The sequence below is a fragment of the Anaerovibrio sp. genome, assembly GCF_051866355.1.
GTDB lineage: Bacteria > Bacillota > Negativicutes > Selenomonadales > Selenomonadaceae > Anaerovibrio.
Genome location: NZ_JBJDWZ010000189.1, coordinates 16338 through 31936, shown reverse-complemented (window position 1 = coordinate 31936; position 15599 = coordinate 16338). Strand labels below are relative to the sequence as shown.

The following is a 15599-nucleotide window of genomic DNA, read 5'->3' as shown; positions in this document are numbered from 1 at the left end:
TGGCATAACTCCCATATCCATCTTCTCGCATTATTCTCATTATCGCTATAACGCAGCTTCTGCAAAAGTTATATGATTCTGTTCGTAGCACCGATTCTCAAAGAATGACTGTCTGCAACTTGTATATTCATATCAAAATTATTGCTTGTTCATCAGTATATTTTTCTTCCCTATGTTTTATATTGATTTTTCAATATTTACATAGTTGTATTAACATGCGTTTTTATATAATCTGCAACATCATCTATTTCTGGATATATCTTTGCCTTATTTATCCCCAAACTTTCCAGCTCGTTCAGTAAATCAGCTTTGTTATAAATAATGCAAATTGTAATCTTATTATTATCCAACTTTAATCGCAAATTTGATAATGTATTATACTTTTTGTCACCATATGTTTCCTCAAGCAATCCACAAACGATAAATGCACCTTCTTGATTATCAATTCTTCTATTCTTCCTTGCAGGAATGCAAACAACAGCATCCCTTATATCCTCTGCTCTTATTTCCGATTTAAAACCAGGACGTTCCATTCTCACCTCATGAACAAGGCGTTCAATTTTAGCCTTAAAATCATTCTCATTTGAAGACGTACCCAAACTAGAATGATAAAATTGCATTTGCTCATCTTTAGTAAAAAGAGGAAGGGACGCTAGCATTGCAACAGTATCACTTTGAAAATATTTTACAGAATCCAGACTCTGCGAAAAAACTATTATTTCGCCATAATACGAATGCTGAGATTCACATGCAAAATAGAGTGCAACCAATGGATTCTGGGTAACATCTAACAATCTTGTAGGCAAACCGTAGTGTTGCATTTTTGCCAGTTTTTCTACATGTGATTCTAAGCGTTCGAATTCAAGAGGACATTTCGCCATTAATTCTAAATACATTTTCCTTTCATTTAATAACCATTCTTCTTTTCGAAATAAAGAAGGTTTCAAATTATAAGAAACTTTACTGTGTCCTCGGAAAAACAGTTTTCCCTCTTTTTTTCTAATTTGTCCCAAAAAATCTACGTACTGATTAATTGAAGATATGAAATTCACCTTAACCATAGTCGCATCAAAAACTATTCCGTTTGACATCTCAATATCATGCTTCTTCCTATCCCAAGTTGTGTATAACTTTTTTACACAATCAAGCTTCTTATCAACAGATTTATACATCTGAAAGATAAAATAAATAACGGCAAAGTAGTCGTATTCATCAAGTTGATATTTATTTTTTGATAGTTTTTCTGCTAATTCTTTAAGTACTGGTAGCATTATTTTTTCAAGTTCCTCAGTATCTTTAGCATACTTTCCTGCAAATACTTTAGCCAATGGAGAATCTAATTTCTTTAAGTTATTTTTTATTTCATATTTAGATATTCTCGGTCTCCCTATCAGTGGATTAATGTCACAATATCCTTCCGACTGCAATTTTTCGAACATTATCTTTTCAAAAGCGCTTTTTACAATGTCATTATGTTCTAGTTCTCCTATTTCTCCAAAAAAGAAGAAAAACATTTTTTGCTCCTCCTTCATATACATCACAGTTTATTAATGTTATAATTCACTTAATATACAACACTCTTGTCAAATTACATATAATTTTCCACACCTTCAACATTTGTGCTTTTATCATAATCAAAAAAACAATTCCAACACTATATCTTGCTCTTGTTATTGCAACATAAAATTGAGCCCTTGTTTTGGGTGGTAATTTTTTTGAATGATCCATCATCCAGTTTCTCATCGCACCAGTTGGATAAATTAGAACTCTATCATATGTCAATCCTTTAGCCTCACCCATATTTCTTACTGCATATCCGTCATTCACTTTTACTGTTCTCTTCACCCTTAGTTGCATTGGTTTAAATTTTTCTAAATATGCAGCAATATCATCTGGTCTTAGCAAAAAAACTCCGTCATGCCCAGTAACCTCAAATTGCTTCGTTCCAGTTTCGCCATATTCTTCATACAACTGCGATGAATATGAACATATGCTTTGGTTATTTCTGTAAGAATCATTCAAAGTTTCTTTATCAATAATGCAATCTATTTTTTTACACTCATTTCTAATGAATGCTTCTATCTTACCATCTGCGTACTTCTTATACTTTGCTTCGTTATGTGTATGGTATGTTACCTGTCTAGGATCTCCTACCATTGTCACATCACAATCCACTTGCAACATACTTTTTATGATATCTAAATCATATCCCGCTAAATCTTGAATCTCATCTATATATATCTTAGGACAAATCCTGCTAATTCTTTGCGAAACTCTTCCTTTACTCCCCTTTTCACAACGACATACAAATTTTGCAATCTTATCAGAATACATTTTCATTCCATCCGCAAAATAAAAATTCCTATAATCCTCTTCTGCATAATATACCGGACCATATTTCCCATTATATTTTTTTCCAGACTTTTCATTGACTAATATCATACCATTAATCTTATCATCCAAAACCACTCCCTGAAATGGTCGAACCCCATGCTGCAAAAGAAAAGAATACCATGTTTGTATGGTAACATTATGCGGAACGCAGCCATTAAGTTTTATAAATTTTTTACGAATTTCGAGTTCATTGGCAATAGTATATGTTGTTATTAACACACTGTCCGATTGTTGCATCGCCTGTTTAACCAAATATGTAGTTTTGCCAGATCCTGCAGCCGCAATTATCAATCTATTTACCATCTGATAGCCTCCAAAATATATTCTGGTATTTCGATCTGTTCGGAAGATTCAAATATTTTCAACCCACATTCCGTTTTATTATGTTTCATAAATTTCCTCAAATCATCCTCATCCGTATAATCAGTACCAAAAATACGATTCAACTTATCTAATCCATTAACTTTTAAAAGTTTCGGTTCCAAAGTATTATAATTATAATCACTCTTACCAATCTTAAGTGTCCCTATATCCACAACGCTGTCAACACATATCTTTATATAATCTTTCTGATTTGCACCTATATAATTTTCATACTTTTTGTTGATAGCTGCCAAATCCCCATCGTTATCTGTAACAACCGCAATTTTTGTCTGAATACAATCTGCAATCTCAAGGAAACGTAAAAATGATACACCTACGGAAATCACTTCTATACCATCCTCTATCGGCAACCGCCCATCATTAAGTTGCATATATGCTTTTTGAATCACCAGCTCGTCCGAATCTCCTTCACACAAAATAGCTTTCTTACATAAAATCATTCGCAACGTATCATACCCAGCCACCTTCTTAAAGAAATTATATGTATCTTCCGATAGTTCAGAAAATTTTGTTATCCTTAAGTTATCAAGCAGCATCACTTTCCCCAACCCTAACTTATTTGCAACAAAACTACTATGTGTTGAAATAAGTATCTGTTTTTCTGCATATTGTTCCGAAATACATTTAATCAATTGATTCAATCTTGTATGTGATAAATGATTTTCTGGTTCTTCTAACAAAATGATACTTGCATTTTGCGAAGCACGTTTTGCTAATGCCAATTCCGTCTTAACAACACATTGCTCTCCCTTTCCCACATAATGAAACGGTATTTCATCCAATTGTGTAATAAGGCTATTCTCCCATGCATTCTTAGTAGCCAGTTCTACTGATAATGCTATTTTTTTATCTGTCAAACTATCGTCCTGATTTATTTTGTTGTTAATTTTTTCTATTGATGGATCATTAATAAATGTATCCCTCATTTTTCTATGTGCCTGTGCAATAGATGTTATATCTTCCGATTCCAATGACCCTTTTATAATTCTCGACAAGTACAAATCATTTCCACTTTGATATCTATATTCCGATGAATCAATCAAACATGATTTATATAGTATACTACGTGTTGTGATTATATCTCTGGCAAAGGTTGTCCAAGTAATATCATAATATTCAATCGGTAAGCTTTTAACATCTCCATGTTGCACTAATGCCTCATATTCATCTGCATATTTGTCATTAAATGCAATTTTGAAACAAAATCCTTCCGCACTGTTATCTCTATCTAAATTTGCATTACCATTCATCAACGGATTTTCATCCCCGTCAAAAAGATTTCTATTGTTATGTATGGAAGTGCTATAGATGCTGTACCTAACGAAACAATATACTCATCTACTGCCTCCTTATAAAAAATATACTGTGAAATTTCATTCCAAATACTCTTTCCGCTAATAATTCCGGTTAGTGCCAAATTTATAGCTTCTAGTATTGTAGATTTTCCCGCTTCATTATCTCCAAAAATCAATAATATTTAAGCCTTCTTCAAGCGTAATTTCAAAATCTTTATAGCATTAAAAATTATGAATTTGACTTTTCTAATAAACAGTCTATACCTCCTCATATTGCTCATTATATATTTCTGCCCAAAAACAACATCTTTTTCCCATCATGGAAAATATACTATAACTACCTAGTTCTATGCATTTACGTATAAATCCAAGATTTCATCTCTATTTTTTCTTCTAAAATAATATTTCTGCTTTCCTTCCCATAGTCACCTATTTCATATACCACCACATGTATATACTGCTTGTGCTCTTTCTTTTGATATTTTGTCAAGTATATGCCTAAATTGTAACCTCCACTTACCTTTCTCTTTATTTCTTTATCAAAAATCTTAAAGTACTTACTATTATTATTTATTTTCTCTTTTACAATTTCACTCATAGGAGAATTAAATAAAAAAATGTGATAAATTGATATTGTTTCCTGATATCTAAGCATAGCATATGGTATATTGTACTTATTTACCGCTTTATAACTATACGCATGAGATTCCATAAAAACTTCACGCATATGCTCCATTACAGAATTCGGTATATTCACTCCTACAATACTTCTAATATCCTGCTTTATCCTTCCCCAATTTTTTCCAATAATTTCTTTTATTTCCTCAGACTCTTTTGTTTTTGTTCTTATTTCTGTATTACCCAGTGGTGATGGCTTATATAATGAACAATTTTTCATCTCAGCCTCATTCCAGTAAGAAAAGCCTTCTACCGCTCGACCTGTATGTTTCCCATAAAGAGTTATTTTATGGGTTATATTCTGCATCATTTCTTCCCCATACATATTGATAATCTGAATTGGATTTCCACATTCAGGACAAATCGCATACAATGAAAGTCGTTTATCCTTCTTAGTTCTGTAATAAGGATACTCATGGCATGTCTGCTTTTCAAATTCATCAACTGAAAGTTTCAGTGCCTTTCCTTTTTCCATTGCAAAAACATCCATATTATCAAACCTCCCGATTCAATCTATTTTCTTTTTTTCTTTACCATTTCGAAAAATCTATTAAGCATTCCTATCCCTTCCAATGGACCAATAGAACATAAAAATCCAGGATTCTCCCGATCTGCTTCCATACGTAGCTTATCAATTAGTAAAATATTGTCAACCTGAAGCTCTGATAAACCTTTGACATCTCTTCCACGCTGATTTTCATTTGTGGAATTTATGTACTTAAACAGTTTTCCTAAAATCCCTGCTACTACATCTGACAATTGCACAAATATGTCTGTTTCAGATTTCACAAACTGGAAATTATTTGCCATATTGTTCCGCATTGCTATCTGCTTTTTTACTATGTCCTGTACTATCGTTTCTTCATCAAATATATGCCTTGACTTCTGATATTTTAGGATAGGGTCAATATAGAATTCCGCATAGTTTTCCTGCATAATATAATCATCGTTATCATGTAAAAATACTAACTCATCACTCCCTGCTGCTCTGTTAAGCATTCTGACTAAAAACTTTTCCTCTTCCTTCATTTCTTCCCTGCTCTTGAGCAATAACAGTAAATCATTACAAAATGCTTCTACATATTTTTTCTGTATATTGGGATACTTATATTTGAACATCAAGATTTGCAATGCGTCTGCTTTTCCCTTAAACATATAATAAAATTCACTCTTCATTTTGTTATAGTCATATCCAAATTCACTTATCTCATCAAGTTCTACGATGGAATCAAATATGTCAACAATTGCATAAAATAAATTATTCACATTAACGTAATGAATATAAAATGGCGATTTATCTATCCATGATAAAGTTTCGAATAATCGTCTTTCCTTCACGCACTGTAGAAAATCACTTTTTGCATACATTTTTTTAAACTTAATCTCTTTTACATTAGCTTGCAACTTTAAAGATTTACGGAATGTTTCAAGCGAAGCTTCCACCTTTTCATTCTCTTTTCTAACTAACCCTGCCAGCACAAAGTCAGCTGTATGTTCTGTATTAAACTGCTGCCTGCTGCCATCAACCCAAAACTTTCTGCAATTATTGCTTTCATCATAATAGAATACATATTTTGTTTTGTTGTTAATTCCCCACATATCACACAATTCCTGTTGTATAGAAACTAATATATCTATATCCTTTTCTTCATCCATTGAATGAATACCTCCCGAATCTTTATATTTTTTATATAAAATTAAAATCTGTTGTAATTACTCATTAAGCCCTCTATTTTCTTCTTTCATAACATGACATTAAAAAAGAGTTTTTCACTTGTTGAATTAATTCGTTAATCTTTCCCTAAACACCACCAGACACATCTCATACTTTACTTGCACTCCATAATACTCATAATCATCAAATTCTATTCTACGTACAAATGTAATATCTTTCCCGTATGCTTTGTTTCCATAATTATAAATTTGTAAATCCTGATATGGGAAATAACGGAAGTAGTATTTTAATTGCAAATTCATTTTCCTTTTCACAATCATCTATTTTAGAAAACGATGAACATATAGTAATACCCGCAACGCCTTCTATTTCATATATATCCGTCCTATATTACTCGATAACTCACTCATATCATCGGCGTAAAATTTTGTTCTACATACTAAATGGATATAAACTCCACCATCATTATAGTTTTCTAAATGGACATCCCCTACCTCTTTTGACCGTTTTTTTATCACATCTTTTTTTGTCTCCCTATATGTTTAAGTCCGATTGATCCATCCTAATATTTTCTAGTAATAAGTTCATCGTTAATAACATAAAACTTATTTTTGCCAACTTTTATAAAGGTCATAAGAACAGATATCCTTATTACTGAAAATCTTTTGACTCACATACTTCAATCCGAAATATCCTCAACTCGTATATGTTTTAATACAACTTTGGATATAATTGCCATTTCTTTGTCTTCAACATACTTTTCTCCATCTATCACAAAAGAACACATACTATCTTCATTAGAATGCACAACAGATGACATTCCTCTACCTCCTAACTTTACATCCATATCTTCTATACCGTAATAAATCATCTAATTTTCCAGACTAAAACTCCAAACTATCTGCGTTGAGCAGAAAATATTTCATGCCCATGAACACAAATCCTTCCTCATTTCTCCAAGGCTTTTTCGTGCCATTTACTATAACAATCTTCTTGAATGAATCCGAAATATTTCGGAATGAACTGAGTTCCTGCGTCTGCTTTTCCTCAGAAGTCATATCATAAGCCACCTGAATGTAATATCTCTGACTGCCCTGGTTTACTACAAAATCAACCTCTAACTGCTTATGAACCCTCTTTCCTTCACTATTCTTTGCAAATACATCCACAATACCAACATCCACATTGTAACCACGCACAAGCAGCTCATTATAAACAATGTTCTCCATAATATGAGTCGGCTCCTGCTGTCTGAAATTCAGTCTGGCATTTCTAAGTCCAACATCCGAAAAATAGTATTTCAGATTCGCTCCTACATATTTTCTGCCCTTAATGTCATACCGGTCTGCTTTACAAATCAAAAATGCCTCTGCCAAATAATCTATATGGTTGGATATGGTTTTATTGCTGTAATTGATTCCTCGTTCACTTTTAAAGGTGTTTGATATTTTGGTCGGATTGGTAGGTGCTCCAATGGCAGACGCTAGTATATCTACCAAAGTTCCGATTTCATCAACATTTTGAATCCTGTTTCGCTCTACCACATCCTTGATATAAACATTGGCAAAAATATTTTTAAGATACTCAGCCTTCTGGCGTTCCACGGAGAATTGTACCACTTGTGGCAAGCCGCCATATATCATATATTCCTCCCAGGCATCATCATAATCTCCACCAAAAGCTGCGTAGAACTCTGCAAAGGACAGCGGATAGATTCGTATTTCATCTCCTCTGCCCCTGAATTCAGTTACAATATCACTGGATAAAAATTTAGAATTACTGCCGGTTACATACACATCAATGTTGCTGATACGGAGCAGGCTGTTCAGCACTTCCTCAAATCGAGGCATAAACTGTACCTCATCCAAAAGCAGGTAATACTTCCGGTCATCTTTCATTGCATTTTTAATATGCTGATAACACTTCTTTGGGTCTCTCAGCTCCTCATTTTCAATGCCATCCAATGCAATCTCAATGATGTGTTCCTCATCTATGCCACTTGCCAATAAATATTTCTTAAACAGCACAAACAACAGAAATGATTTGCCGCATCTCCTAATGCCTGTGATAACCTTAATCATTCCGTTATCTTTTCTTATCTTTAACTGTTCAAGGTATGAATCTCTCTTAATCTCCATAAGACTGCTCCTTGATTTTGTGCATTGCACTATTTTTGGTAATATTATTTTACCGCTAAATTCTTTTTGCTTCAATAGCTATTACCATTTTTTGTGCATCTGCACCTTTTTTATCCATAATCCAACTTCTCCGCCCACTCAGCATATCTTTAACTCGCGAATACAATCACATGAGAAAACCAGCCTTCATCGTCGTAAAGCCCATAAAGAAATAAAAAGCAAGGGAAGATAAAAACATATATAATCCGTCACGAAGCAAAAAAGGCCTGCAAGCCGCATGAATACCGACTTACGAGACCTTTTTCAGCTCAACATCTGTCAAAGATGGAATCTAGCATAAATTAATATTATATGCAACACATTTTCCAAAATACTATGTACTATGCCGGAAAATGGCAGGCCGCATAATGATTGTCTGACAGCTCCCTCAGCACCGGCTTCTCCGTGCGGCACTTGTCCTGGCAGGAGCGGCACCTCGTCTGGAAAGGACAGCCTGACGGCATATCCGTAGGGCTGGGAATTTCTCCTTCAAGGCACTGAATAATGTGAGTTTTTTCCTTTTCCACGGGAAATACCGCCTGCAGCAAAGCTCTGGTATAAGGATGCCTTGCCTCCTGCAGCTTGTCACCATCCAGCTTTTCCATGATACTGCCCAGATACATCACCGTAACGCGGTGCGCAAACATGGACACCAGCGCCAGGTCATGACAGATAAAGATAAAGGTAACCCCCTTTTCCTTTTGCAGTCTGCACAGGAGTCTGATAATGGTATCCTGCACGGACACATCCAGCGCGCTGGTGGCCTCATCACAGACGATAATCTCCGGGTTCAGCGCCAGAGCCCTGGCAATCGCCACACGCTGCCGCTGGCCGCCGCTCATGTTGTTGGGATAACGCTCGCCAAAATCCGGCGGCAGCTCCACCATCTGCAAAAGCTGACCGGCCCTCTCCGCCATTTCGCTCCTTTTGACAAGGCCAAAATTCAGAAGAGGCTCACAGATAATCTCCTTCACCTTCAGCTTGGGGTTGAAGGCGGCCGCCGGATCCTGAAAAACCATCTGGATATGGCGGCAATGCTGCCGCCTGTCCTCTCCGGAAAGCTGCGTCACATCCCTGCCCCGGTAAATAATCCGCCCCTCGGTAGGCGGCTGGATATTCATGACCGACTTCATCAGGGTGGTCTTGCCACAGCCGGACTCGCCCACGATAGCCGTAAATTCACCCTTCCTGACATGCAGTGTCACATTATCACAAGCCGTCAGGAACTTTCCTTCCCCCATGGGAAATTTCTTGGTCACTCCCTCTATGCTCATAATAATTTCCGCATCAGACATAACGCTTACCTCCAATTTCCGGCACAGCCCCCAAAAGCCTCCTGGTGTATTCGTCCTTCGGACTGCCAATCACGTCCTCCGTAGGGCCATAATCTTTTACCTCACCCTGTGCCATCACCATCAGCTTATCGGACATGTGCGCCGCCACGCCGATGTTATGCGTCACCACAATCATAGCTGCATCCGACTGATGGATGATACTCATCAATTCCTTGACAATCTGCGCCTGGGTGGTAACATCCAGCGCAGAGGTTGGCTCATCCGCCAGCAGAAGCTTCGGATGGAAGGTAATCGCCATGGCAATGCCCACGCGCTGCCTCATGCCGCCCGAAAGCTCAAAGGTATAGGAAGCCATGATATTTTCAGGATTGGGCAAATTCATACGTTTTAACACATCAAGAGCCATCTGCCGTGCCTCCTGCTTCGTCACATCGGCATGTGTCCTGATGTATTCCACATACTGATGCCCTATGGTCTGCACGGGATTGAGCATATTGCCGCTGTCCTGAAAAATCATGGAAATATTCCTGCCCCGCAGCTTTAGCCAGCCTGTGTTGTCCAGCTGCAGAAGATTTTCATTTTCCAGCTCGATGCTGCCCCGGCTGACATGGCCGCTGCCGGCCAGCACGCCGAGGATAGCGCGGATAACCGTGGTCTTGCCACTGCCGGACTCCCCCACAATCGCCAGCACCTCCCCTTTGTTCAGGGAAAAGCTGACATCCCTGACAGTCGGCACAGGATTATCCCCATAGGATATATCAAGATTTTTTACCTCTAATAGCACGTTTTATTCCCATCTCCTTACATAAGAAGCGGAGCCGCCCTGCCACCACAGGCACGGCTCCGCCGCCCTATCCAACTGCAAATAAAGCTGTTCTTTCGCCAGAGGCAGCTTATTTGGCAGGTGCAATCTCAGGCGTAATCCAGTAATAATCAGATGGGAACATGTGGACACCCTTCAAGGCCTTGCTGCTGATGATATTCGTCATAGGATAACCCAGGAAAAGAGCCGCACCGTCATTCATGATAATCTGCTGGGCCTGAATAATCAGCTGGCGGCGCTGATCCTTGTCAAACTCGGTAGCCAGGCGGGCAAAGACAGCATCCAGCTCAGGATTGCTGTAGCCGGAACCGTTCTGCGGATTATCCCCGTTGACATTGGTGCGCCAGTACCAGTTCAGGAAAATCTCCGGATCGCCGGTATTGGCAGTAGTGATATTGGAAATCAGCAGGTCGTACTCGCCCTTGATGCCAATCTGATCCAGCAGGTTGTAGTCAACGTTCTTGATAACGACATCGATACCGATTTTCTTCATGTCAGCCTGCACCGCCTCGGCATAAAGAGGCAGCTCCGCACGGCCGTTGTAGACAATAAACTCCACCCTGAGCGGCCTGCCGTCCTTGTCCCTGATGCCATCGCCATCGGTATCCTTCCAGCCTGCCTCGTCCAGCAGTTTCTTAGCATTGTCAGGATTGTATTTGTTCGGGTCCTTCAGCTGGTCGAAACCATAGTCCAGAGATGGAGGTATCGGAGCACTGCCCGGCAGGAATGTCCCCTTCAGCAGTACCTCATTGTAGGTTTCCCTGTCACAGCCCTGAATAAAGGCGGCCCTGACCTTGTCATCCCCCAGCAGCCCCCTCTGATTGATGCGTGCCACAACTACCCGCAGGGAAGAAATCTCATCCAAATCGAACTTGTCATTGTTCTTGAACAAATCAATATCACCGGCGGCAATGTTAACAGCCATATCCACCTCGCCGGACTGCAGGGACATAGCTCTGGTATTCGGGTCATCAATGGATGGAATTTCCACAGTTTCAAAAGGCACTTCCCCTGCCCAGTAGTTCGGGTTCCGCTCCATGACGGACTTTTCCTTCACAAAGGACTTTACCATATAAGGGCCGGTGCAAATCGGGCCTTCCTTGGAAAAATCCCTGCCCTCTGCCTCTGCTTTGGTATCAACGATAATAAACAGCGGGTCTGCCAGATAGCCCGGCATGTTCGGCAGAGGCTTTTTCGTCCTGATAATCAGGTTCTGGCCGTCTGTGGTCATGCTCTCATACTCAAAAAAAGTAGCCGCCCTGTTATTCTTGGCAAAGGCCCTTTCAAGGGAAGCCTTTACTCCCTCCGCCGTCAGCGGATTGCCGTTGGAAAACTTGACATCATCCCTGATTTTAAAGGTCCATGTCAGATGGTCGTCGCTGATGCTCCAGCTTTCTGCCAGCCATGGCTGGATATTCATCTTGGCATCAAACTTGGTGAGGCACTCGCCCAATCCGTAGCGCATAACCACCCAGCCAAAGAAATTCTGTGTCGGCTCCAGCGTGTCCGCAAAATTGGTTACGCCCACCTTCAGGACGCCGTTTTTGACACCCTCCGAGCTGTTATCACTGCCGCAGCCTGCAATAATGCCCGCGGCCAGTATACCGCAGACGCCCACGGCCATCGCCTTAAAAAACTTTTTTAATCTGAACACTCTCATCCTGTCATCTCCCCTGTTATAAATATCTAAATATCACAAAAATAGCTTCACACCTGATACGCGCAGCATCATATAGCCGCGCACCTGTCAGGTCTGGCGCGGGTCCAGCACATCCCGCAGAGCATCGCCCCAGAGATTAAAGATGGACACCACGATAAAAATAGCCACGCCGGGATAAACCATCATCAAGGGCGCCGTCTGAATGTACTGACGTCCCTCGTTCAGCATCAGCCCCCACTCAGGTGTAGGCGGCTGGGCGCCAAAGCCCAGAAAGGACAAGCCTGCTATCTCCATCATCATGGTGCCTATATCCATAGCGCCGGTAATCACCACCATAGGCAGTACATTGGGCACGATATGCCGCCAGAGGATAGTCAGGGTTTTTGTGCCGTTTACCCTGGCAGCCACAATAAAATCATTGCTGCGCAGCTTGATTACCAGACTGCGTACCAGGCGGGCATACTTTGCCCAGCTGACCGCCACCAGCGCCAGAATGGTATTGATAATGCTGCCGCCCATGATGCCTGCAATAGCTATGGCCAGCACCACACCCGGAAAGGACAGCATCATATCCGCAAAGCGCATCAGCACCATTTCCACCCTGCCGCCGAAGTATCCCGACGCAATGCCTACCGCCGCCCCCAGGCCTGCCGTAAGGAAGACCAGGCAGATAGTCATGAACAGCGAGGTGGATGTGCCGTAAATCAGGCGGGAAAACATATCCCTGCCCAGCTTGTCCGTACCCAGCCAATGCTCAGAGGAAGGGGGCAAAAACACGTTGCGCATATCACCAGCAAAAGGGTCCATCGGGGCAAGCCACGGGGCTGCCAGTGCAACAAAAATAACCGACACAACAAACATTGTATACAAAGAGAATAGCTTGTGATTTGCTACAAATTCCTTCATGCCCTTACCCCCTTTCTGAGCTTTGGATCAAGGTAGGAATATGAAATATCAACTGCAAAGTTGATTAACATATACACAATGGAAATCCACAGTACAAATCCTTCTATTAACGGATAATCGCGCATGGTGATGGCGCGGACCGCCATATTGCCGATCCCCGGCCAGGAAAATACCATTTCAATGACGGCAACACCGCCCAGCAGCCAGCCGATGGACATGCCCAGAAGGGTAATCAGCGGCAGCACCGCATTGGGCAGCACATGCTTCCAGAGAATGGTTCTCTCGCCAAGCCCCCGCGCCCTGGCACCCACCACATAATCCTGATGCAGTTCCTCGAGGATAACCGTCCGCACCTGGCGCGTATACTTGGCAGACTGATAAATCGCCAGGGTAATCGCCGGCAGAACAATCCCCTTTGCCGTAACCGAAGCACTGGCAATGGGGAACAGCCCCAGCTTCAGGCCGAAAATATACAGCAGAATCAGCCCAATCCAAAAGCTCGGCATGGAAACGCCTATGAACGAAAATATGCGCACCAGATAATCCGCCGCCTTATTCTGATGCACCGCAGAAAATATCCCCAGCGGGATGGAAATCAGCAATATCAGCACAACCGTCACGCCTGCCAGCAGCAGCGTTCCCGCGAAGCCCTCCGCCAGCTTCTCCGTCACCGGCTTTTTGGCCGAGTAGGACATGCCCATATCCCCCTGCAGGGCGCCTGCCACCCAGTTGCCATACTGCACAATAAATGGCTTGTCAAGTCCCATTTCCTTTCTGGTCTGCTCGATAGTTTCCTGGGAAACTATTGTATCGCCGGCCTCCAGCAGCATCAGCGCAGGATCTCCCGGCGCCAGATAAGTCAGGCAGAAGGTCAGAAAGCTGACACCTGCCACCGTAACTGCCATCTGTGCAAGCCTCGACAATATTTTTTTCAACTTGATTCCTCCATAAAGCTAAAAAGCACTCTCCCTATCTACTAAAAAACCTTCACGGATTTTAGAAGAAAAACTCTACCCGCGTCCAGACACCGGTCATTCTGTCCTTGTCAGCAGGCGCCAGCACATCCCTGCCCAGGAAATACTTGGCCGTAGCAACAATATTCTTTTCCAGCGTGTAGCTTCCGGCAATCTCAAATCCCTTCAATGATTTGTACCCCAGAAAGCCCACGGACTGGTCATAGGTGGCATAAGCCGCCCCAAAAGGCGACAAGGACCTGTAGGCCAGATATGCACCCCAGGAGCCCGGCTTTGTCCTGTTTGCTCCTTTGTAATCCAGCTGCAGGCTCACGGCATGGCGGGAGGCATTGGCAAAATCCGTCACTGCACCGGCATCCACAGCGGAGCTGATGGCATAGTCACCAGTCAGCTTGAAATTCCTGTCAAACCGATAGCCAAGGCCGAAATCCGCCACGGAAAAGCTGTCCGCACCGGCACTCTGCAGGGTATGTGCCGCCCGCATATGCCGGATGGCTGCACCGCCATCCAGCTTGCCATAGCTGTAGTCTGCCTCCAGGCTGAGATATGTGCCGGTGGCATCATCAGCCCCCTGAGTGCCTTTCAGCAGGGAGGCATCATTCTTTCTGGCCGCATCGAAAACGAGCGTCCATTTTTTATCAGGAGCGTACCTTATTTCCGCACCCGTAACATCATCATCTATAAACATGCCATGGGAATTGGCAGAATAGGCTCCATAGCGTCCCAGGATGATCCCCAGCTTATCGTATTGTCCTTTGGCATAAATCTGCTGTACAGTCATGGTGCCGTTGTCTGTATTATCCTTCTGAATGTCGTAATCCACGCGGCTGTGCCCGCTCCAGTGCTCATTGACCGCCATGCTGGAATTCAGGCGGAACCGGAAAATATTCTTTTGCGGCGTCCTGTGCTTGCCGCTGTTCTCATAGTTGCGGGTATTCCAGTCATAGCGCAACCTGCCGTTCCAGGTAACATTGTCCAGCCTTGCCTCCAAATCCTCTGTACGCACGCCGAGGCTGGCCAGCTCATCGGCAAACTCTGCCGCCAGCTTCTCTATAGCGGCCTTCTGATTGTTGTCCGCCCTGTCCGCTGCCGCCATTGCCCTGGCTGTTATCTGCGCCATTTCATAGCGCGTCATGGCAGAATCGCCCTGAAAACAGCCATTTTCTGCATATCCCTCCGCTATGCCCATATCGGCAAGCTCCGCTACCGCCTCATAGGCCCAATGATCTGCCGGGACATCCGCAAAGGGATTTTCAGCTGCCTCGGTAACAGGCATGCTCCCCAGCAGCAAAAAGGCTGCCAGCGTCAACGCATGCTTTTTTCTCATCAAAATTCTCC

The 15599-nt window shown here is 41.7% G+C and carries 14 protein-coding genes; all 14 read right to left on the bottom strand.

The features are described 5' to 3' along the window. Positions 1 to 197: 197 nt before the first annotated feature. The 14 genes from ACI3UA_RS10205 to ACI3UA_RS10140 all read right to left on the bottom strand — a co-directional run bounded on the left by ACI3UA_RS10205 (position 198) and on the right by ACI3UA_RS10140 (position 15588). Positions 198 to 1514, bottom strand: a complete 1317-nt coding sequence (locus tag ACI3UA_RS10205; protein WP_439724707.1) for an FRG domain-containing protein — start codon at positions 1512 to 1514, stop codon at positions 198 to 200. A 46-nt stretch (positions 1515 to 1560) separates the two neighbouring features. After that, entirely contained in the window at positions 1561 to 2697 is a 1137-nt protein-coding gene (locus ACI3UA_RS10200) for an AAA family ATPase (protein WP_439724706.1), read from the bottom strand. Continuing rightward, entirely contained in the window at positions 2691 to 4028 is a 1338-nt protein-coding gene (locus tag ACI3UA_RS10195) for an ATP-dependent nuclease (RefSeq protein WP_439724710.1), read from the bottom strand. Before ACI3UA_RS10195 ends, ACI3UA_RS10200 begins: the two co-directional genes overlap by 7 nt. Next, the gene (locus tag ACI3UA_RS10190; RefSeq protein ID WP_439724705.1) at positions 4028 to 4249 is read right to left on the bottom strand and encodes an AAA family ATPase; all 222 of its coding nucleotides are present in this window, start codon (positions 4247 to 4249) and stop codon (positions 4028 to 4030) included. The genes ACI3UA_RS10195 and ACI3UA_RS10190 overlap by 1 nt, the downstream gene beginning before the upstream one ends. 179 nt (positions 4250 to 4428) lie before the next feature. Next, the gene (locus tag ACI3UA_RS10185; RefSeq protein ID WP_439724704.1) at positions 4429 to 5241 is read right to left on the bottom strand and encodes a hypothetical protein; all 813 of its coding nucleotides are present in this window, start codon (positions 5239 to 5241) and stop codon (positions 4429 to 4431) included. 23 nt (positions 5242 to 5264) lie between these two features. Next, positions 5265 to 6407 (bottom strand): DUF3800 domain-containing protein, encoded by a 1143-nt coding sequence (locus ACI3UA_RS10180; protein WP_439724703.1) that lies wholly within the window; start codon positions 6405 to 6407, stop codon positions 5265 to 5267. A 698-nt stretch (positions 6408 to 7105) separates the two neighbouring features. After that, positions 7106 to 7297, bottom strand: a complete 192-nt coding sequence (locus tag ACI3UA_RS10175) for a hypothetical protein (protein WP_439724702.1) — start codon at positions 7295 to 7297, stop codon at positions 7106 to 7108. 13 nt (positions 7298 to 7310) lie between these two features. After that, entirely contained in the window at positions 7311 to 8564 is a 1254-nt protein-coding gene (locus ACI3UA_RS10170; RefSeq protein ID WP_439724701.1) for an ATP-binding protein, read from the bottom strand. 380 nt (positions 8565 to 8944) lie between these two features. Then, positions 8945 to 9898 (bottom strand): ABC transporter ATP-binding protein, encoded by a 954-nt coding sequence (locus ACI3UA_RS10165; RefSeq protein WP_439724700.1) that lies wholly within the window; start codon positions 9896 to 9898, stop codon positions 8945 to 8947. Beyond that, complete coding sequence (locus tag ACI3UA_RS10160; protein ID WP_439724699.1) at positions 9891 to 10682, bottom strand: ABC transporter ATP-binding protein; 792 nt, start codon at positions 10680 to 10682, stop codon at positions 9891 to 9893. Before ACI3UA_RS10160 ends, ACI3UA_RS10165 begins: the two co-directional genes overlap by 8 nt. 109 nt (positions 10683 to 10791) lie before the next feature. After that, a complete protein-coding gene (locus ACI3UA_RS10155) occupies positions 10792 to 12345 on the bottom strand; it encodes an ABC transporter substrate-binding protein (RefSeq protein WP_439724709.1) in 1554 nt (517 codons plus the stop codon). A gap of 123 nt (positions 12346 to 12468) precedes the next feature. Beyond that, on the bottom strand, positions 12469 to 13287 hold the full coding sequence (nikC, locus tag ACI3UA_RS10150) for a nickel transporter permease (RefSeq protein ID WP_439724698.1): 819 nt from the start codon (positions 13285 to 13287) through the stop codon (positions 12469 to 12471). After that, on the bottom strand, positions 13284 to 14228 hold the full coding sequence (gene nikB / locus ACI3UA_RS10145) for a nickel ABC transporter permease (protein ID WP_439724708.1): 945 nt from the start codon (positions 14226 to 14228) through the stop codon (positions 13284 to 13286). Before nikB ends, nikC begins: the two co-directional genes overlap by 4 nt. Before the next feature lie 55 nt (positions 14229 to 14283). Next, on the bottom strand, positions 14284 to 15588 hold the full coding sequence (locus ACI3UA_RS10140; RefSeq protein WP_439724697.1) for an S-layer homology domain-containing protein: 1305 nt from the start codon (positions 15586 to 15588) through the stop codon (positions 14284 to 14286). Positions 15589 to 15599 lie beyond the last annotated feature (11 nt).